This is a genomic window from Mesorhizobium denitrificans (assembly GCF_003403035.1).
In the GTDB taxonomy this organism is placed as follows: domain Bacteria; phylum Pseudomonadota; class Alphaproteobacteria; order Rhizobiales; family Rhizobiaceae; genus Mesorhizobium_G; species Mesorhizobium_G denitrificans.
Map to the genome: position 1 here is coordinate 163,244 of NZ_QURN01000010.1, position 19,927 is coordinate 183,170.

19 protein-coding genes, 1 tRNA gene and 1 pseudogene are annotated in these 19,927 nt (G+C 58.9%); 10 read left to right on the forward strand and 11 right to left on the reverse strand.

Going from position 1 to position 19,927, the window contains the following annotated elements; all coding sequences use genetic code 11:
• Positions 1-36: 36 nt before the first annotated feature.
• Complete coding sequence (locus tag DY251_RS14270; protein WP_116624579.1) at positions 37-1,059, reverse strand: ABC transporter permease; 1,023 nt, start codon at positions 1,057-1,059, stop codon at positions 37-39.
• Positions 1,060-1,196: 137 nt separating this feature from the next.
• Between DY251_RS14270 and DY251_RS14275 the strand changes: the two genes are divergently transcribed.
• Positions 1,197-2,099 (forward strand): GntR family transcriptional regulator, encoded by a 903-nt coding sequence (locus DY251_RS14275; protein ID WP_116624580.1) that lies wholly within the window; start codon positions 1,197-1,199, stop codon positions 2,097-2,099.
• A 60-nt stretch (positions 2,100-2,159) separates the two neighbouring features.
• Here DY251_RS14275 and DY251_RS14280 read toward each other — a convergent pair whose 3' ends face one another.
• The 8 genes from DY251_RS14280 to melA all read right to left on the reverse strand — a co-directional run bounded on the left by DY251_RS14280 (position 2,160) and on the right by melA (position 11,664).
• Positions 2,160-3,275 carry a mannitol dehydrogenase family protein gene (locus DY251_RS14280; protein ID WP_116624581.1) on the reverse strand — a complete coding sequence of 372 codons (1,116 nt, stop codon included), beginning with the start codon at positions 3,273-3,275 and terminating at the stop codon, positions 2,160-2,162.
• A 112-nt stretch (positions 3,276-3,387) separates the two neighbouring features.
• Positions 3,388-4,416: an ABC transporter ATP-binding protein gene (locus tag DY251_RS14285; protein ID WP_116624613.1), complete on the reverse strand. Its 1,029-nt coding sequence runs from the start codon at positions 4,414-4,416 to the stop codon at positions 3,388-3,390.
• 240 nt (positions 4,417-4,656) lie between these two features.
• The gene (locus DY251_RS14295) at positions 4,657-5,559 is read right to left on the reverse strand and encodes a formylglycine-generating enzyme family protein (protein WP_245415967.1); all 903 of its coding nucleotides are present in this window, start codon (positions 5,557-5,559) and stop codon (positions 4,657-4,659) included.
• A 67-nt stretch (positions 5,560-5,626) separates the two neighbouring features.
• Positions 5,627-7,168: a sulfatase family protein gene (locus DY251_RS14300; protein WP_116624584.1), complete on the reverse strand. Its 1,542-nt coding sequence runs from the start codon at positions 7,166-7,168 to the stop codon at positions 5,627-5,629.
• A gap of 9 nt (positions 7,169-7,177) precedes the next feature.
• On the reverse strand, positions 7,178-8,014 hold the full coding sequence (locus DY251_RS14305; RefSeq protein WP_116624585.1) for a carbohydrate ABC transporter permease: 837 nt from the start codon (positions 8,012-8,014) through the stop codon (positions 7,178-7,180).
• The gene (locus DY251_RS14310) at positions 8,007-8,921 is read right to left on the reverse strand and encodes a carbohydrate ABC transporter permease (RefSeq protein WP_199498833.1); all 915 of its coding nucleotides are present in this window, start codon (positions 8,919-8,921) and stop codon (positions 8,007-8,009) included. The genes DY251_RS14305 and DY251_RS14310 overlap by 8 nt, the downstream gene beginning before the upstream one ends.
• 29 nt (positions 8,922-8,950) lie before the next feature.
• On the reverse strand, positions 8,951-10,216 hold the full coding sequence (locus tag DY251_RS14315) for an ABC transporter substrate-binding protein (RefSeq protein ID WP_158553259.1): 1,266 nt from the start codon (positions 10,214-10,216) through the stop codon (positions 8,951-8,953).
• A gap of 44 nt (positions 10,217-10,260) precedes the next feature.
• Positions 10,261-11,664, reverse strand: a complete 1,404-nt coding sequence (melA, locus tag DY251_RS14320) for an alpha-glucosidase/alpha-galactosidase (RefSeq protein ID WP_116624587.1) — start codon at positions 11,662-11,664, stop codon at positions 10,261-10,263.
• 113 nt (positions 11,665-11,777) lie between these two features.
• Here melA and DY251_RS14325 point away from each other — a divergent pair, with 113 nt between their 5' ends.
• On the forward strand, positions 11,778-12,848 hold the full coding sequence (locus DY251_RS14325) for a LacI family DNA-binding transcriptional regulator (protein WP_116624588.1): 1,071 nt from the start codon (positions 11,778-11,780) through the stop codon (positions 12,846-12,848).
• Positions 12,849-12,872: 24 nt separating this feature from the next.
• On the opposite strand, the gene DY251_RS14330 is transcribed toward DY251_RS14325, so the two are convergent.
• On the reverse strand, positions 12,873-13,310 hold the full coding sequence (locus DY251_RS14330; protein WP_116624589.1) for an Lrp/AsnC family transcriptional regulator: 438 nt from the start codon (positions 13,308-13,310) through the stop codon (positions 12,873-12,875).
• 126 nt (positions 13,311-13,436) lie between these two features.
• Between DY251_RS14330 and rocF the strand changes: the two genes are divergently transcribed.
• The 8 genes and pseudogenes from rocF (at position 13,437) to DY251_RS14370 (ending at position 19,633) form a co-directional block, all read left to right on the forward strand.
• Complete coding sequence (gene rocF, locus DY251_RS14335; RefSeq protein WP_116624615.1) at positions 13,437-14,372, forward strand: arginase; 936 nt, start codon at positions 13,437-13,439, stop codon at positions 14,370-14,372.
• Positions 14,373-14,374: 2 nt separating this feature from the next.
• Positions 14,375-15,421, forward strand: coding sequence for an ornithine cyclodeaminase (locus tag DY251_RS14340; RefSeq protein ID WP_116624590.1), 1,047 nt, complete (start codon positions 14,375-14,377; stop codon positions 15,419-15,421).
• 366 nt (positions 15,422-15,787) lie between these two features.
• The gene (locus tag DY251_RS14345) at positions 15,788-16,417 is read left to right on the forward strand and encodes a hydrolase (RefSeq protein ID WP_116624616.1); all 630 of its coding nucleotides are present in this window, start codon (positions 15,788-15,790) and stop codon (positions 16,415-16,417) included.
• A gap of 79 nt (positions 16,418-16,496) precedes the next feature.
• Positions 16,497-16,793 (forward strand): annotated as a pseudogene (locus DY251_RS14350) (transposase); the annotation flags it as partial.
• Between the two features lie 178 nt (positions 16,794-16,971).
• On the forward strand, positions 16,972-18,111 hold the full coding sequence (locus tag DY251_RS14355; RefSeq protein ID WP_245415968.1) for a cystathionine gamma-lyase: 1,140 nt from the start codon (positions 16,972-16,974) through the stop codon (positions 18,109-18,111).
• Between the two features lie 18 nt (positions 18,112-18,129).
• Positions 18,130-18,705, forward strand: a complete 576-nt coding sequence (locus tag DY251_RS14360; RefSeq protein WP_116624592.1) for a helix-turn-helix domain-containing protein — start codon at positions 18,130-18,132, stop codon at positions 18,703-18,705.
• Positions 18,702-19,031, forward strand: coding sequence for a hypothetical protein (locus DY251_RS14365; RefSeq protein ID WP_116624593.1), 330 nt, complete (start codon positions 18,702-18,704; stop codon positions 19,029-19,031). Before DY251_RS14360 ends, DY251_RS14365 begins: the two co-directional genes overlap by 4 nt.
• 326 nt (positions 19,032-19,357) lie before the next feature.
• Positions 19,358-19,633: a hypothetical protein gene (locus tag DY251_RS14370; RefSeq protein WP_116624594.1), complete on the forward strand. Its 276-nt coding sequence runs from the start codon at positions 19,358-19,360 to the stop codon at positions 19,631-19,633.
• Between the two features lie 203 nt (positions 19,634-19,836).
• Here the strand turns inward: DY251_RS14370 and DY251_RS14375 are convergent.
• Positions 19,837-19,913, reverse strand: a tRNA-Met gene (locus DY251_RS14375).
• Positions 19,914-19,927: the final 14 nt, after the last annotated feature.

Sequence of the window (19,927 nt, forward strand, 5' to 3'; positions counted from 1 at the left end):
TCCTCCGTTTAAAGAAAAAGATTGTCTTTTAGTAACTCACCGGCGGCTTCGAAGCTGGTCGATGAAGACGGCCAGGATGACTACGAAACCGATGATGATCTGCTGGATGAAGGCCGACACGCCGGCCATGTTCAGACCATTGCGCAGCACACCGATGATGAAGGCGCCGATCATGGTGCCCGAAACGCCGCCGACGCCACCCATGAGCGAGGCGCCGCCAATTACCGCCGAAGCAATCGCGTCAAGCTCGTACATCACGCCTTCGTTGGGCTGGGCGGTAACGAGGCGCGACATCAAGACATTGCCTGCAAGACCAGCCAGCGCCCCGGACATCACATAAGCGGCGATCTTGGTGCGCTCGACATTGACGCCGGACAGCCGCGCCGCCTCCTCGTTGGAGCCAACGGCGTAGATGTGACGGCCGAGCCTGCGCCGGCGCAGAAGGTACGCAGCCCCGACCGCTACGATAAGGAGCAGGATCGCGGGATAGGGAATTCCGGGGAATACCACCTTGGAAAGGCCGTTGGGCATCTTCTCGACCATGCGGAAGAGCGCGCCGTTTCCGAGCCATCCGAAAGCTTCGCCCAATTGCGAAATGGGCGCCGCACCGGTCAACTGCAGCGCGGTGCCGCGGGCGATCATCATCATGCCGAGCGTAGCCACGAAGGGCGTAATACGCATCCTCGTGATAACCAGTCCGTTGATCAGGCCGCAAACAGCGCCAACGCCGACGGCCACGGTCATCGCGACCGGCACCGGGACGCCGGCCTTGACGAGCAGTCCCGCTACCGTGCCTGAAAGCGCCAACACCGAGCCGACGCTGAGATCGATGCCGCCAGTGATGATGACCATCGTCATTCCGATGCCGAGCAGGCCGATGACGGAGGTCTGGAGAAGGAGCGTCAGTCCATTGTTGACCGAGAGAAAGGCGGAGTTGCCGAAGGCGAAGGCGCCGACAAGCAATGCCAAAGTCGCGAGCGCCGACAGCTTGTGAAAGGCTTCCCCATTGATCGAGCCAGGACCCTTGATGGACAAAAAGGTGCTGTCGGCTGCCGCCATAACCGCTCCTCCCGATACGGTCTAATATTATTAAATGCAGAAATGCGCGGGATGTTCTCACCTGTCAATTGTTTTTAATGATTGTCGACAATTCGACCGGCGTGCTATTGCTTGCGTCGTAACAGGAGCAAGCAGAATTGGCCCGCACGGACGACCGCTTTCGCGACGCGTTCAATCGAATGCTGGATTATTGCGCGACGCTTGAGCCCGGAGAGCGCCTACCGGCCGAACACCCGTTGGCCGCTCATCTCGATGTCAGCCGCACCATTGTGCGCACGGCTCTAGAGCGCCTTGCGGACCGAAAGATTATCGCCTGGCAGGGTCGCGACAAAACGTTGCTGCGGCGTCCGTCCGATAAAGACCGCGTTGCGGTTGAATCAGCACCGGTGTCCGCTGAGGAACTTGAGCGTCAGTTCCTCGATTGGATCCTGCGTTTCGACATCGCACCCGGCACGCAGCTAAACGTCACTGAGTTGGCGCGAAACTTTGGAGTCCCCGCTTACAGCCTGCAGGAATTCCTGGCGTCGCTCAGTCGGTTTGGCCTCGTGCGCAGGCGTCCGAAAGGCGGCTGGGAGCTGGTCGGCTTTACCCGCGACTTCGCAATCGAACTGTCTGATTTTCGGATTATGCTTGAACTGAATGCGGTGTCGCATCTGGTCACGATGCCGGCGGAAAATGCGATCTGGTCCGAACTCTCGGCTCTCGAAGCCGAACATCGCAACCTTGCCAGACAAATCGACACGCGCTTCCACGATTTTTCGCTGCTGGACGAGCGTTTCCATACCGCGATCGGCAGCGTGGTTTCCAACCGTTTCGTGGCCGAATTCCAAAAGGTGATCGCGTTGATCTTTCACTACCATTATCAGTGGGACAAAAAGGACGAGCGCGAACGCAATGAAGCGGCGGTCGCCGAACACCTCAGGCTCATCGATGCGCTGACACGACGCGACGAAGCCGGCGCGCTGGCCGCCGCGCGCGATCACCTGGCTACGTCGAAGCAAACGCTATTGTCGTCATTGCGGATTCACGCGCTCGCATGAGCAGAGCCGGATAACAGGGCGCCGTCACCGCGACTTCGGTGCGGCCCGCGTGATTGCGCTTCATGTCGCTGCCATCTCCGTCTGCGTTACGACGTCACGCAGGTGGCGTTGCATTGCGCCGACGCCAAGTTGCTCGCTCCAATCGAGGAAAGCCGCGATTCTGCGCTGAACCTTTTCCGCATGGTTCTGCGCAATGTCAGACAACCGATGAGCCAGAAAGGGATTCGCGAAACGATCGAGCGTAGTCTCGACATAGTGACGCGCCTCGTCGCCTTGTCCCGCTGCAGCAAAAACGGGAAGCACTTCCCGAGCATAAAGATCTTCCAGATCGGCGCGGGTCGCGGGATCGGCCATCTCGTCGCGGACTAGCGCGTCATCCAGCCCATGTCGCCTCAGCCAGTTCGCAACCATGTAGCTATGGCCGAGGTTGAGAATATGGAGCTTCAGTCGCTCGATGCGGCCAAGGTCGGCAACGATTTCGACCGCTGGGTGCCGGCAGGGCAAGATCAGTCCTTCCTTCTCCTCGATTGCCCACAACGCATAGGGCTCGGCAACCGCGCCGGCCGGTTCGAGAGGCTGAGAAACAATTCGGTCGACAAGTGAATTGGCGAAGACGACGTGGCTGCCGATCCATTCCGCAAACTCGCCATCTCCTGCGAGCTCAAGAACCCTTGAGCGCAGACGATCGCCATTGCGGGCCACAAGTTCGGTGGGCATGACAACGATGCAACGGCCACCGGCCCGGAACCGAGCCAGAAGGAGTTGCCGCAGCTTGGCTGGATAGGACATTCCCTGCCTGAAATCCAAAGCGTCGTCTTCGGGACGCGCCGCCCAGCCGGAGTCACCGGTGTTCGACACGATAATCTCGGCCTCTTCTGCCGCTATGCGTGCGACCTCGGGCCAGTCCGTCTCCGTCGCCAGTGCGCGAACCACCGAGTTCACGCGGACCTCGCGCGCTGATGCGCGACCGTCTTCAAGGCCTTCGATGCGCACCGGAAAGCCACCGGGCGCTGCCAGCGCCTCCAGGCGGCTGCGCCGAGCAGGGTCGCCGCTCGATTGCACAAGCGTGATCGTGCCCAAAGCCTCGCCGCGTGCAAGCGCTTCAGAAACAAAAAGGTCGACATGCGCCTGCAGGAATCGGCTTGTTCCAAACTGAAGGATCGGTGTCGTCGTCATGATCTCCTCCTTGGCGCATGGTTCTTAATGATAACATACAATCTGTCAAGCGATCGAACCCGGAGGACGATTGATCGACGCAATGGTGGAGGGACTGCTCATGGCCCGACGATCAATCGGCCAGATGAAAACCAGCATGGGGTCTCATGAAATTTCCGTCCGACCCGAAGCGGTGCAGCCGCTTGACGTCGGGCGTCAGGTAGACGCTATCACCGTTGCGGACGACAACGTCGCCACCGGCACGCACGTTGATAGTGCCGTGCTCCTCGGTCTGGACGTGGATAAAGGTGTCGGAGCCGAGATGTTCGGCGACGCCGACCTTGCCCCTCCAGTCGCCGGCCGTGGTCGAGATGGCGATATGCTCGGGGCGGATGCCAACAGTCTTGGCACCCTGCTTGGCCGCTGCGGCACCCTCGATGAAATTCATCTTCGGCGAGCCGATGAATCCGGCGACGAACAGGTTCTTCGGCGTCTGGTAGAGTTCCATCGGCGAGCCAACCTGTTCGATGTTGCCGGCGTTCAGCACGACTATCTTGTCAGCCATGGTCATGGCTTCCACCTGGTCATGGGTGACGTAGATCATGGTGGTCTTGAGTTGCTGGTGCAGTTCGGAAATCTCTAGCCGCATGGTGCCGCGCAACGCCGCGTCGAGGTTGGACAGAGGTTCGTCGAACAGGAAGGCGGTGGGTTGGCGCACGATGGCGCGACCGATGGCGACGCGCTGGCGCTGACCACCCGACAGCTGGCCGGGCCGCCGCTCAAGGTAGTTGGTCAGGTTAAGCACGCGCGCCGCGTCCTTGACCTTCTTGTCGATGACGTCGGCGCTCTCGCCAGCCATCCTCAGCGGAAAGGCGATATTCTTCGCGACCGTCATGTGCGGATAGAGCGCGTAGGACTGGAACACCATTGCGAGCTTGCGTTTGGCGGGCGCCTCGTCCGTGACGTCGCGGCCGTCGATCATGATCGAGCCCGATGTCGTGTCCTCCAGCCCCGCGATCAGCCTGAGCAGCGTTGACTTGCCGCAGCCGGACGGACCGACGAAGACGACGAACTCGCCGTCGGCAATGTCGAGGTCTACTTGGGGAATGACCGTCACCGGGCCGAACGACTTCTTCACTTTGCTGAGAACGATGTTACCCATCATGCTTCCCTCTCGTCAGGTGGGCCGCCGCCGCTCATCGGGCAGCCGGTGCCCGCATCAAATCCGCTTTTCGGTATTGTGCTTAGGATCGGCTTCTTCATTCGCCGTCCCACGCAGCGTCGCGGGGCCCGGTCCTCGCATATAGTGTCTCTCGGGACGGTATCGCTCACTCTTCACGACACCCAACCAATGCCAGACGCCTTCCCTCAGAAGTGCGATTTGCAATTGCAGCCCCATGGGTCAATTTTCTTTCTGGGTGGCAGGTGTAGATCGCGCGACGGTTCGAAAGCCCAGATTGCCGCTGGCGGAATCAGGAGTGTTGGAGCTGCGGGCCGCTACGCGGTATCGATTGCAATAGGAGGCGTGGCAAAGATACGAGCCACCGCGCATAACGCGGGCGACCCCTGCGTTCGGTCCGCAAGGATTGTTGCGGCGTGCGCGTGAATAATAGCCTGCGTCGAACCAGTCGGCACACCATTCCCATACATTGCCGACCATTTGGTAGAGCCCATAGTCATTGGGCGCGTAGGATTTGGCAGGGGCCGTTGCGAGGTAACCGTCCTCAGCCGTGTTCTGCTCCGGAAAGCAGCCTTGCCAAATATTGGTCTGGTGGACACCGCCCGGAACCAACTCATCACCCCAGGGATAGCGCTGCGAAGCCAAGCCGCCACGTGCGGCATATTCCCATTCCGCTTCAGTCGGGAGATCACGCCCGGCCCATATGCAGTAAGCCAGTGCGTCGTTGTGGCTGACCTGAACGACCGGATGATCAGGCATATCGGCAGCATCGGAGTGCGGACCGCAAGGATGGCGCCAGTCGGCTCCCCGAATAGCCAGCCACCATGCGGCGCCATAGAACCCGAGGATGTCGGCGCGATCCGCGGCAGCCGCATGTACGAAAACTGCGGAAATGCCGTACCGTTCGGCATCGGTACGATAACCGGTCGCCTCGACGAAAGCGGCGAATTGCGTCACAGTCACGCAAGTCGCGTCGATGCGAAACGGATCGATCACCACCTCATGGACCGGACCTTCGCCATCTGCGGCATAACCTTCGCCGAAGGAATCTCCCATCAGAAACAGGCCGCCGGCAAGGGCGACGTCGTCGTGACGCAGTTGGCCTGCAGAAGTGCCACCCCCCAACTTGGATCTGATTACAGGTCCCGCCCGAGAGGGTGCGCAGCAATCCGTCTTCACCTTGGATGGCAAGTCAGGACTCCCCGGCGATTGCAAACCGTGCTGCGGGTTGCGGCCCGAACGTACCCATCGCGGTCAGGATGTAGGGATCGAAGATGTCGTCCTGATGGGCAATCGCAAAATCCCAGATCTGCCGGTAAAGATCCCGCACAATGTCGCGAAACTCTGACGGAACATGATCGAGCGGCCCTGCCCCGACCTTGCGGATGGGAGCCGATGCGATCAGGTTGCGCGTTTCGCCCGGATCGTCGGCAAGATTGTAGAGTTCATCGTAATCGAATGCGTTGTAGACGAGTTTCCACGCGCCACTTACGACAATGCGCTGAATCCCGTAGACCTCATTACCATTTGACTGAAAAAAGACAGGTTGGGGTTCGGGGCAGCGAGCTAGGCCGGCCAGCCAGGGGCCAAAGGATCGACCGGTCATTCGCTCTGCCTTCACGCTGCCGGCGAGATCGCACAGAGTCGGCCCCAGATCGGCAAGGGTGATCGGACAATCGCAGTTGGTCCCTGCAAGCGTTGCATCCAGGGACCGGCCGCCAATCACCAGGGGTATCGCATAAGCCGATTGAAAACACGGCAGACCCTTGCCCCACAAGCCGTGCTCGCCCGCATAATCCCCGTGGTCCGAAAGAAAGACGACGATAGTATCTTCCGTCTGGCCGGTGTCATCCAATGCGGCAAGGAGCTTTCCGAACAGTTCGTCTTCATAGCTGCAGAAGGCCATATAGTGGAGCAGCGCATCGCGTTGCTCTTCCCGCGAGAGCTGATCGAAACGGGCACGTGTACGCCGGTAAAGCGCTGGCTTGTCTGCCATCGGATCATCGAAATTGGCAGGCAGGAAAATTTTCTCGCGATCGTAGAGGTCAAGAAAGCGACGCGGCGGCATATAGGGGTCGTGAGGCCCAAGTGTTCCGACGTAGAGGCACCACGGCTGCTCCGAGAGCCGGGAGCGAATGAAATCGACCCCACGCTCAACCACGTCGCGATCACCGAACGGGTCCTCGTCGATTCCGTAGTGGAGATATCGCGGCCAACCGGGGCGCTGGATTTCGCCTCGGACCCGCACCGTGGCCTCGCTGTCGGGGCGTTCTGCCAGTCTCGTCAACTCGCGCCGGCGCGCTTCAGCGCGTTGGGCGTCGAGATCGAGGCCTGCACCCGGAACAGATGGAGTGGTCAACTCGCTCCATCCGAAGGCCGAAGGGCCTGTCGAATTGCTGACGTGCCACTTACCGGCGAAACCCATGTCGTAGCCAGCTTCCGCAAGCGCTCTCGACCAGAACGGTATTCCGGGACGCGGACCGCGTGACAGAGCGTTGGCGACGTTAACGTTGTTCCAGACGCCGTGCTCGGACGGCAAGGTTCCCGTGAAAAAACTGGCGCGTGATGGACAGCAATGCGGTGAAGGCGCAAAGGCCTTTGAAAAAGTGACTGCCCTGTCGCGAAACCGATCCAGATGCGGCGTCCGCGCCCGGCACCCCGAGCCGTCTGCAATCGTGCTGGCATTCTGCTGATCCGTCATGAAGATCAGGATATTTGGCCTGCGCGGCTGCATCACGCTCTCCTATTTCATGCCGGTAGTGGCGATGCCCTCGATGAACCGCTTCTGGAGGACCAGGAACAAAACAATCATAGGCAATTCAGCCATCAGGGAGCCAGCCATCAGCATCGGATAATCGGTTACATATTCGCCGCTCAGCGTCGAAATGCCCGCCGACAGATTAAGGTTGGACGAGGTGGAGATGATTACCAGTGGCCAGAGCAATTCGTTCCACGTCCACAGGGCGGTAAAGATAGCAAGGGCAATGAGACCGGGTTTCGCCAATGGCAGCATGATCAGGTAGAAGACCTGGAACCGGTTCGCTCCGTCCAGCCGCGCTGCCTCAGCAAGCGATTCAGGAAGCGTCAGGAAGAACTGCCGCATCAGGAAAGTGCCGAATGCGCTGAACAGGCCGGGCGCGATCATGGCGGTCACGGTGTCGAGCAGGCCGACCGATTTCATGATTTCGGTCTGCGGTATCAGATAAATTTCGCGCGGCACCATCATGATCGCCAGCAGCATCACGAAAAGCGTGCCGCGAAACGGGAAACGCAGCCGCGCAAAAGCGTAACCTGCCATTGAGCAGAAGATGAGTTGCGCCACCGTGCGCGTCACTACCGACAGCACCGAATTGTTAAACATATCGACGAAGGGAATGCGCTGCAGCACCTGCCTGTAGGCGTCGAAGCCGAACGTGGCGGGCAAGAGCTGCGGCGGCACCTGCAATGCCTCCGTTTGCGTCTTGAACGTCGTCATCACCTGCCAGAAAAAGGGAAAGACCATGGCCAGTGCGCTGATGATGAGCACCGCATGAACGGCAAGGTGTGCCCGAACGCTCTCTGAGGACCGCACCCTAGCCATAGTGCACCCACTTCTTCTGAAGGTAGAATTGAAGGCCCGTCACCATCATGATCATCGCGAGAAGGCTGATGACAATTGCGGCGGCATATCCGCGGTCATGTTCGACGAAACCGACCTCGAAGAAATAGGTAACGATGGTCTGCGCCTGGTCGAACACCGGATTCTTCGGTCCCACCATGATATAGATCAGGTCGAAGACCTGCAGCGATTTGATGACGTTCAGAACCGCCACCAGGAAGATGGTCGGAGAAATCATCGGCAGGGTGATGCGGAAGAAGCGTTGCAGCGGCCCCGCACCATCCATCTCGGCCGCCTCATGCAGATCCGGCGGCACCGTCTGCAAGCCCGAAAGGATGAGTATGATGCTCTGGCCGAGACCGGACCAGATGCCGACTGCGGCTACCGCGACGATGACGATCACCGGCTGCGTAAGCCATGAAACCGGTGGAAAGCCCGCCAGCGCCAGGCCCTGATTTATCGGTCCGTAATCGACATTGTAGAGAAGTTGCCAGACCATACCAACGGCTGTCGGCATGGTGACAACCGGAAGAAAGAACAGCACACGGTAGAAGCTCAGGAATCGCAGTCCAGGCGTGTTCAGCAGCGAGGCGAAAAAAATCGCCAGCGGAACCTCAAGCAATCCGACGAGAGCGTAGATCATTGAATTGACCATCGCCTGCCACATCTTCGGATCGTCCATCAGATGGCGGTAGTGCTTAAGGCCGACGAAGGTTTCTCCTTTGAAGACGCCGGTCTGCATGAAGGACAGTTCGAAGCTGCGCAAAATCGGATAGAAAAAAAGGACGGCTGCGCCCAGGAAAAGCGGGAGAATGAAAAGATAGCCCGTCAATGCTTCGCGCTGTCGTTCAGACAGCGCGAAGCACGAAGACTTGGCTCCATTTGCCACCGATCTCAACCTGGGCGCGACCGTATCCGTCACAATGACGCCTCGGCGTCGAGGGCCTCCTGCATCACTGTCTGCAGCTTCTTGAGGCCGTCCTCTACACTTTCCTTGCCGGTGAAGATACCGGTCAGCGCTGTACTGGTCGCTTTCAGCCAGACCGACGAATTGAGTGAGACAGGCATTGGAAAGGTATCGGCGATCTGCCTGGCGATCGGCGCCGCATCGAAAGCCTTGGCAAAATGATCGATGAAGTTCTTGTCGAACTCGGGATACGCCGACAGCGCGATACCAGCGCGTGTGTATATGTCCGCCGCCTCCTTGGAGCCGAGAAATTCCACGAACTTGTAGCTTTCCTCGGGATGCTTGGCCGTCGCACTGATCATATTGCCCAGCGAGGATGTCGAGGAGGCACCGTTCTTCGGTCCCTTCGGCAGCGTGATAACAGCCAGGTCTTCGTCTTTCGCCAATTTCGAGTCGGCGAAGGTGACCCCCATCCAGGAGCCAGTCTGGAGCATGGCAACCTTGCCTGACAGGAACATGCTATTTGCGTCCGTCGAGGCCAATTGCTCAAGTGTCGGGCTGGAGCCAGCTTTGATGATATCGACCCAGTATTGAACGCCTTCCGCCGCTTCCTTCGTATTCCACTGAGCCCTCTTCCGATCTTCGGACAAGATGGTGCCCCCGGCTTGATAGACCGAATTTAGGACATTGCCGCGGAAGTCGAGCGAGACCGCCGTGCCCCAAATACCGGCGTCGGCTTTCGTAAGGGATTTTGCCGCTGTCTGGAAATCGGTCCAGCTCCAGCCGTCTTTCGGCTCGGCCACTCCTGCATCCTTGAACAGCTTCCTGTTGTACCAGACGACGAGCGCATCGCGGTTATTGGGCAGCGAGTAGAGCTTGCCGTCATAGCTGTAGATGGCGCGCATCGGCTGCGGAATGGCGCTGACATCGAAGCCGCTCGCCGTGGCCTTCTCATCGATCGGTTGAAGCATTCCCTGCGAGGCGTAGAGCGGGAAATTGAATGGATTCATCCAGAACACGTCCGGCAGCGCATCGTTCGCTGCCTCGGTCTGCAGCTTGGTCCAGTATTTCGAAAAGGGCGTGATCTGGATGTCGATCTTGATGCCCGGATTTTTCTTCTCGAATGCATCGGCGATCTTGCGGAATGTCGGCTGTTGGGATTGATCCCACATGGCATAGCTGAGCGTGACATCCGCGGCGAAAGCCGGCATCGTTGTCGTGGCAGCCAGCACCGCGGAGCCCATCAGCCATAGGCAAGCACGTCTGTTCAGTTTCATCTCGGTTCCTCCACAAATGAGATGGTTGAAGATGGAACGGCCTTTCAGGCCGCTCGTTTCGTCTTGGCCGGTCGTGCCCATTCCGGGACCCAATCGCCATGAGCGGCAAGCAGGTCGTCCACAACGCTCCATATCTGCTCAAGATCGAGTTCCGCGGCGGTGTGCGGGTCCATCATCGCCGCGTGATAGAGGTGCTCGCGATTTTCATTTAGCAGCGCCGCGACCGTCAACTCCTGCACGTTGATGTTGGTGCGCATCAGCGACGTCAACTGCGGCGGCAGGTCGCCGACATGGGTCGGCTGGATACCTGACGCATCGACCAGGCACGGCACCTCCACTACACAATTGGCCGGCAGTGATGTGATACAGGAATTGTTGCGCACATTGCCGTAGATCACCGACGGCTCGCCGGTCCACACCGAGTTCATGATCGCCGAGGCATACTCCTTGCTTTTCATCACCTCGATGGTTTCAGCCTGTCGATAGATGTCTGCGATACCCGTCCAGCGCGCCACCTGCTCAATGCAGCGTGTCGGATATTCATCCAGCGGAATGCCGAATTTCTCGATAAGGTCAGGCCGCCCGTCCTTGATGAACCAGGGCGTGTATTCGGCAAAATGTTCAGAGCTTTCGGTGACGAAATAGCCTAACCGGCGCAGCATCTCGTAGCGGACCCTGTTGGGACAGCGTGCCCGCACCGGGTTAGGCTTGGGATAGCGCCCCTCGGAATAGCCGCGCCGCAGCTCGGGATAGAGGTCCCGATAACTACCGTCCGCCTGACGATGCTCGAACTTGAGGAAGAACGCCACGTGGTTGATGCCGGCCGACCGATAGCGGATTTCATCCACCGGAAGGCCGAGATCATAGGCGAGCTCCTCTGCCGTGCCCTGCACCGAGTGGCATAGGCCCACCTGCTTGATGGCCGGGTACTTCTCCGCGATCGCCCAGGTATTGATCGCCATCGGGTTGACGTACTGCAGCATGATGGCGTTGGGGCAGACCTCCAGCATGTCCGCGCAGATCGACCATAGATGCGGAACCGTGCGCAGGCCTCGCATGATGCCACCGACACCGAGCGTATCGGCAATAGTCTGACGTAGGCCATATTTCTTCGGAACCTCGAAGTCGGTGACGGTACACGGTTCATAGCCGCCGATCTGAAAAGCGACGACGACGAAGTCGGCCCCCTCAAGCGCTTTTTTCTGGTTGCAATGCGTCTCGATCCTGATGCCGGCTCCCAGCGTCCTGGCCAGCTTGCCGGCGACGATCTCGCTCTCCTCCAGCCGCCGGGCATCGATGTCCATCAAGGCGATCGTCGCGCCGGCCAATGCCGGACGCTGCAACACGTCGCCGACGATATTCTTCATGAACACTGTCGATCCGGCGCCTATGAACGCGATTTTTGGCGAAGACACGCAATTTCCTCCCAGTGACGCAATTCTTGTCATGTTGCGCCTGCAAATCACTAATAACACGTTTTAGTTCACGACTAACACGTGTTATCTTCCATGTTGACTGATCATTGTCAAGCATTGTATCCCCATGAGATGGAGATTTGGCGATGAAAAAAGTGACGAGCTACGATGTCGCCAGCAAGGCTGGTGTCTCGCGGGCGACCGTTTCACTCGTTCTGAATGGCTCCACTGCCGTCTCGATCAGCCCAGAGACCAGAAGTCGCGTGCTGGAGGTGGCAAAAGAGTTGAATTATCAGCCCAATCGCGCCGGGCGCATGCTAGTGCGCGGCAGGACCGAAACATTGGGCATCGTTGTTACAGACCCCGTTCTGCTCGCCGTGGACGGATTCATCGCCCTTCTGCTGCAAGCCGTGATCGCCAAGAGCCGGGAGGACGGCTACAGGGTGATGATCGACTATATTGGGAACGATGGGCAAAAGACCTATCGCGACCTGATTAATGAGGGCGCTGTCGACGGGCTCCTCGTCATCAGCCCGCGCGTAGGTGACGCCGACCTGCTCGCCGTCGTGGAATCCGGATTTCCAGTCGTGTTGATAGGCAGCATCAACCACCCCGGTGAAGTGTCCAGCATGATCCAGACTGAAAATGCTTTTGCGGAGATAGTGGACCACCTCACCGGCCTTGGCCACGAGCGTATAGCCTATGTCAGCTTCGGTCCGGCCGGCATCGCGGCCGCCGATCAGCGCATCGAGTACTACCGGACCGCGTTATCAACCAAAGGGCTCGAATATGACCCTGCCCTGGTCGTCCATGCAGCCTACAGCGCCAGAAGCGGGAAAATCGCTACCTCCAGACTTTTGCAAGAGTCGGATCTGGCGCCAACGGCCATCATTGCAGGCAACGATACGATTGCCATCGGTGTCTTGAGCGCTGTCGCCGAAACCGGTCTGGGTGTGCCGGAGGACATTTCGGTCGTTGGCTTCGACGACTTGCCTATCTCTACCTGCCTTCTTCCACCGTTGACGACGGTCCATCACGACATCGTCCAGCGCGCTCGTTCGGCAGTGGAAACCCTTATCCTGCGTGTGCGAGGCCAGCCCACTGCGACACGACAGTTGGAGCTTCCGACCAGCCTCATCATTAGGGAATCGACTGGGCCGGTCCGCGAAAGCGCCTATCAGCGGGCGGAACAAGATCAGTTGTCCCGGAAACGCTGATATCTGACGAAGCGCATGTTCCCTTCACAGGCGCGCCTTGGTGGATCGCGGGGTGGCAAGCAACAGCGACGTCTCACTGCCGGTAATACCCGGTATAAGACGCATCTTGCGCAGCACCGCATCGAATTGTGTCAGCGTGTCGGTGTTGAGTTCTACGACAAGGTCCCAGCGCCCGTTGGTGGTGTGAATCGCGGAAATCTCCGGAAATCCGCCCAGCGCTCGCACTACCTTGTCGGCGGCGTGTCCTTCGACTTCGATCATGGTGATACCACGCACTCGCTGCTCCAGTGCATCAGCGCGCAAGATAACAGTGTAGCCTAGTATGTCGCTTTGACGTTCCAGCCGCTCAATGCGCGCCCTGACCGTGGCACGGGAAACGCCGAGGTCAACCGCAAGGTCGGAGATAGACCTGCGGGCGTCATGGCGCAGCAGCGTTACAAGCTTTTCGTCGAGCGCATCCATTTGGTTTCCATTTCGATCAAAAATGCCACCATATTGATAAGCAAGCCATATCTATTTGCCAATTCACTCTGTTCAATTCGCCGGCTTTTCAGATTTAATTCTGGCAAAGCTTCGAGGGGGAACCTTATGCATTGCAGGATAGTAGGTGCGCCGGTGCAAGATGGCGCGGGGCGCATGGGATGCGAGATGGGGCCCAGTGCATTGCGCACTGCGGGTATCGTCACCACACTCAAGGATCTTGGCCACGAGGTCGAGGATCTTGGCGCGGTCCAGCCTGCGGCTTTCCACAGCGCTCCCCATAGCAATGCATCACTGAAAGCGCTCCCTCAGATATCCGCCTGGATTGCAGCGATCGCAGAGGCGGCCTATCGCGCCGCCGATGACGGCGCGATGCCGATCTTCCTCGGCGGCGACCATTCGATTTCTGCTGGCACGCTTTCCGGCGTGGCGCGCCGCGCAAAGGAAAACGACAGACCGCTTTTCGTTCTGTGGCTCGACGCCCATCCTGATTTCCACAACCTGGATTCCACGACGAGCGGAAATCTGCACGGTGTGCCGCTTGCCTATGCCTGTGGACGTCCCGGCTTCGCAGGTTTCTTCCCGGACCTGCCAGTCGCAATCGAGCCGGCGCGCATCTGCACGCTCGGCCTGCGCAGCGTCGACCCGGCTGAGCGCCGCGCCCTTTGTGAGGCCGGCGTGACCGTTCACGATATGCGCGCCATCGACGAATACGGGATCGCGCCGCTGCTCAGGGCCTTCCTGAAGCGTGTGGCGGACGAGAACGGTTTGCTGCATGTCAGCCTTGACGTCGATTTCCTGGATCCATCGATAGCCCCTGCTGTCGGAACGACAGTGCCGGGCGGCGCCACCTTCCGTGAGGCGCACCTCGCTATGGAGATGCTGTCGGACAGCGGTCTCGTCTCCAGCCTCGACCTGGTCGAACTCAATCCCTTCCTCGACGAACGCGGTCGCACCGCGACACTTATGGTCGACCTGACGGCCAGCCTGATGGGGCGTCGCATCATGGATCGACCAACGCGCAGCCATTCCGGGAGCCTTTGATCATGACCCAACCTTCGCGCCTCGCAATCGTCCCCTTCGTAAGCGTCGATTCCATGATGAGGCTGGTACTCACCATCGGCGTCGAGCGTTTTCTGACCGAACTCGCCGGCTATATCGAAGAAGACTTCCGGCGCTGGGAATTGTTCGACAAGACGCCACGCGTGGCATCTCACAGCCATGACGGCGTCATCGAGCTGATGCCAACAAGCGACGGCCAACTCTATGGCTTCAAATACGTCAACGGTCACCCGAAGAATATGCGCGAGGGGCGACAGACCGTGACGGCTTTCGGCGTGCTGGCCGATGTTGGCTCTGGCTATCCGATGCTACTTTCCGAGATGACAATCCTCACCGCGCTGCGGACCGCGGCCACCTCTGCCGTCGCCGCCAAGTACCTGGCGCGGAAGGATGCGCGGGCAATGGCTATCATCGGAAACGGCGCACAGTCGGAGTTTCAGGCAATGGCCTTCAAGGCATTGCTCGGCATCGACCGGTTAAGGCTCTATGACATTGATCGCTCGGCCTCGGAAAAATGCGCAAGGAACCTCGCCGGCTTGGGTTTAGACATCACCATCTGTACCAGCGGGCAGGAAGCTGTCGAGGGCGTAGACATCATTACAACAGTTACCGCTGACAAGCAGTATGCCACTATTCTGACTGACAATATGGTTGGAGGCGGGGTCCACATCAACGCGGTTGGCGGTGACTGCCCAGGCAAAACCGAGTTGCACAAGGATATCCTTCTGCGCTCCGACATCTTCGTGGAATTCCCGCCACAGACACGTATCGAGGGCGAGATCCAGCAGCTCGCGCCGGATCATCCGGTGACTGAACTCTGGAAGGTGATGACCGACAAAGCCATCGGAAGGACAAACGCCAAACAGATTACCTTGTTCGACAGTGTTGGCTTTGCGACAGAGGACTTTTCCGCATTGCGCTACGTCCGCGACCAGTTGCAGAAAACCGGGCTTTACGAGGAACTCGACCTGCTTGCAGACCCGGACGAGCCGCGCGACCTGTTCGGCATGTTGCTCAGGGCGGAGAGCTGAAAATAAACGCAAGCTAATTCGATGCGAATTATCGATCTGGCTCTGCCGACATGGAAGACCAAGGGCTAAACCCCAGTTTTTGTTCAATTTTGGGGCAAGTGATTTATGCTGAGTGATTGCCGTGGAAAGTGGCCTTTCAGGCGCTGGCCCCGAAGAAAGCAACGCAGTGGCACTGGCCGGCAAAGGTCTGGGAGCTGTATCCTCTCCATTTCTGGTTGTGATCAATGAGTCCTGTAGCTAAGCTCAATTGCGATCTTTCGGGGCTGCCAACGTCGATCGGCAAGCTCTAAGGTATTGGAACGCTGTCATCATGATGGTGTTCTGAGGCTACAGCCACTGCTCAACGTCACAGTGAAGGAGATCAATTTGGCCAGCGAACCTATCCGCGATCCCGTGAAGGATCATCTTCTTACCCCGCAGAACTCCGCCTTTGTCATTATCGACTACCAGCCGATCCAGGTGAGTTCGATCCGCTCGATGGATAAACAGGAACTCGTATTCAACATCGTCCATTCCTGTATGGCCGCAATCAATTACAAGCTTCCCATCGTCCATTCGACGGTGAACGTCGCAACCGGCGTAAACAAGCCGCCGATCGAGCCAGTCATGAAGGTACTGGGCGCATATCCGACTTACGACCGCACATCGATCAACAGCTGGGAAGACGTCGAATTCAAGAAGGCTGTTGTTGCAACGGGCCGCAAGAAGCTCATCATGGCCGCGCTGTGGACGGAAGCATGTCTTACTTTCCCAGCGCTTGATGCTCTGAAAGAGGGCTACGAAGTTTACGCCATCGCTGATGCCGTCGGCGGCACTTCCGTTGAAGCGCATAAAGCAGCACTTCGGCGTATAGAGCAGGCCGGTGTCCAACTGATCAGCAAGACGCAGCTCTATTGTGAACTTCAGCGCGACTGGGCGCGTAAAGAGACAGTGCCTGGCTTCATGGATGTGTTCCAGAATGCGGACGGCTCAAATCCCGAGAAGGACAACAGATAGGGATTTCGCCAGCTCGTAAAATCTCCAATGTACGGTCGCTGCCAAGCAAAGCGTGGCATAGGCACAGGACCTGTTAATCATGGCGCGGATTGCGCCACATTTTCCGCTGGCGCATGGCGTGCCGCGCGTTGACGACCGGCGTGTGGTGAGCGGCATCGTCTATGTGATCAAGCATGGCCTGCGGTGGAAGGATGCGCCCAAGGGATATTGCCCGCACAAGACGCTCTACAACCGCTTCATCCGCTGGAGCCGCATAGGCGTGTTCGACCGCATCTCCACAGGGCTGGCGAGCCATGGGCCGAAGCCGGAGCGGATCATGATTGATGCGACACACCTCAAGGCCCACGGGACTGTGGCAAGCCTGCTCAAAAAAGGGGCTATTTCCCCCTCCTGAGCCTAGCTCTCCTGCGCCGCGAGCCATGCCCCAAAGGCACTTTGATCATCTGCGGCCTCACGCTTTCTTCGCCCACTTCCGCGCATCGACGCGACACCTCCCGCCGCTCATTCGGGAAATATGTTGACATGCGCCCTTTTTGTCTCACATATGAGATGAAATGCAAATCATACGAGACGGAGTCGTGATGGACCAGTGGGATGACACAATCGTTGCACGGATGCTTCACCATCGAACCGAGAGCCTGCTGCCAGGCGATCCCGTTGCAGCGCGCCTGATGCTTGCAAGCTCATACTTCCTCCCCGGCACGCCGCAGGCCATGCATCAGTACGGCCGTTGGAGCAACCCGACCTGGGACGCCCTCGAAGGCGCGCTTGGGGTGCTGGAAGCGGCGCAGGTCGCGATCTTTCCATCAGGGATGGCGGCGGTCGCCTCGGTGTTCATGGCCCATCTTAAATCCGGCGACCGGCTGCTTCTGCCAAGCGATGGCTACTATACATCCCGCGTTCTGGCCGAGAAATACCTTGAGCCTCACGGCATCAAGGTCGAGCTGTGTTCGACGTTGGATTACACGAGCCGCGACTTCGCCGGTTTGCGCATGGTCTATGTCGAGACGCCTTCCAATCCCAGTCTGGACATCTGCGATCTTGCTGACATCGCCGCGCGCGCCAAACAGGCCGGCGCACTGATGGTCTGCGACAACACCACAATGACGCCACTCGGCCAGCGGCCGCTGGACCTCGGCGCAGACATCGTGGTCGCTTCCGACACCAAGGCAATCAACGGTCACTCCGACGCGCTAATGGGTCACGTCGCAACCCGCGACGCCGCACTGCTCGACCCGATACTCGATTGGCGTAAGCTTGTCGGCGCCATTCCCGGGCCATTCGAAGCTTGGCTTGTCCACCGCGGTCTGGAAAGCTTCGAGGTCCGCTATGAACGAATGTCGACGACCGCCGCAGTCCTTGCCGACAGATTCTCGGCGCATCGAGTCGTCAAATCGGTAACCTATCCTGGTCTGGCATCCGATCCGGGCCACGACATTGCCAAGCGGCAGATGACGAACTTCGGCACACTGGTCGGGGTGACGCTTGCAGACGCAACGGCCGCAGAACGGTTCATAACCGACGCCAGCCTGATCGTGGCATCGACCAGCTTTGGCGGCGTCCACACCTCGGCCGAGCGGCGCGCGCGATGGGGCGACAAGGTTGCAGAAGGTTATGTCCGGCTATCGGTGGGATGCGAACCGACCGAGGCGCTCTGGCGCGAGCTAAATCGGGTGCTGGACGAACTCAACTGAACGGCTTTGGAGGACGAGATGATGATCGATCCTGAAACGATCGACAGCCTGCTGGGAACGAGAATTCGCGTCGAGCGCGAGCAACGCGGCTGGTCGCTCTCCGAACTGTCGCAGCGTTCCGGAGTATCACGAGCCCAAATCAACAAGGTCGAGCGCGGCGAGAGCAGTCCGACCGCTTCCCTGCTCGGCCGGCTCTCCGGTGCGTTCGGGCTCACCGTTTCGGCGCTTCTGGCTCGTGCAGAAGCCGCTCGCCCGGGGCGCCTCGTGCGCGCTGGCGAGCATCCACGCTGGCAAGACCCAGCGACGGGCTACGTTCGAAACCAGATTGCGCCCGGGCCAGGCTCCGACTTTCCGCTCGACCTTGTCCGCGTTGACATGCCGGTCGGCGCGTCTGTCTCCTATCCCGCTTCCGCCTTTGCCTTTATTCGACAAGTCGTCATTGTGCTTGATGGTGAGTTGACATTCACCGAAGGGGATGTCGCGCACGACCTTTATGCCGGCGACAGCATCGAACTCGGCGCGCCTACCGACTGCACCTTTCGCAACAAAGGCGGTAAGGCCTGCAGCTATCTCGTCGCGGTCGTCCGTCCATGAAAACCCTTGGCCAAGGCGCATCTTTGCCCAAACGCGGCCACAACGGCGGGCCGCGGCTCGATAATGAGCGATCATCCCGGCCTTGGGGCAAAGGCCCTGTCGGAACCTACTATTACTGGCGTGCCGCTCACGATGCGGCATGGCGCAATATCCCGCGCGACACTGTGCTGCGACGCCTTGAACGCGCCGCAAGCATTGGTTTGACCTGGCGCGAATACACGCTGGAAATTCTTGAGCGCGGACGATATCTGAGCCTTCCCGACGACTCGGCCAGGATTGCTGAGATTAAGGCGGCGCGTCGATCGCGTCGACGCATGGCTGATTGAAGCGCGCCGCCGGCCCGGAGTCACATTCTCGCACTAGCGCATCCACCAGATCAGTGTGTCAACCTGCTCGGCTAGCTGCGGCAGGGCAACATTGTAAGCGATCGCTCCATTTTCAATCTTGATCTAAGAGGTAGAACCAGGTTCGTTTTTTTCGATCCATCGATCCGACGTCACGACCAATATGGGCGCAAACCTGACATCGCCCCGGGCAAAATAATGGCGCCTGGGCTGGGAGTCGCATTCATCGTAGAGTTTCAGCGTGAACTGCAAAGGAAGCGTCACGCAGCGCTGGCTAGGCGTTCAGGTTTTGCGGCGGCGCTTGCCGCATGCTCAAAGAAATCGCAGATGTCGTACTCGGTGTTGCGGACGACATCTTCCATCCGAGCATGAACGAGAAGATGGATGCCGTTGAGGCCGAGCGGGCTCGGCTGGAGATTGAGCTTGCTGAGGCGCCAGAGCCAGATACCGTGATCCCGCATCCTGACCTTGCAGAGATCTACAAGCGCAAGGTGGATGCCTCGGCGACGTCTCCAAATGATTCTGAGAATCGGGCTGCGGCGACGGCTCTTCTGGACGGCTTGATTGTGCGGATCATCATTTGATGCGGTAGCTGACTGGGATTATTTCGATATGTGGGGGAATTTGGCTGGTCTGCGAAGCCGATGTTTTGGATGCGGGCTTGAGGTAGCGCTGGCATCATGAGCACCATTTTTTGTACAAGAATGGTACTTTAGCTTTTTGCGCGGTAACGGCTTAAGCAAAGGCTTCACAAAAGTCGCTGCAAAAAGAATAGCTTATGAGAGTTTGGTTGCGGGGGCAGGATTTGAACCTGCGGCCTTCAGGTTATGAGCCTGACGAGCTACCGGGCTGCTCCACCCCGCGTTATGAGTTCGCGG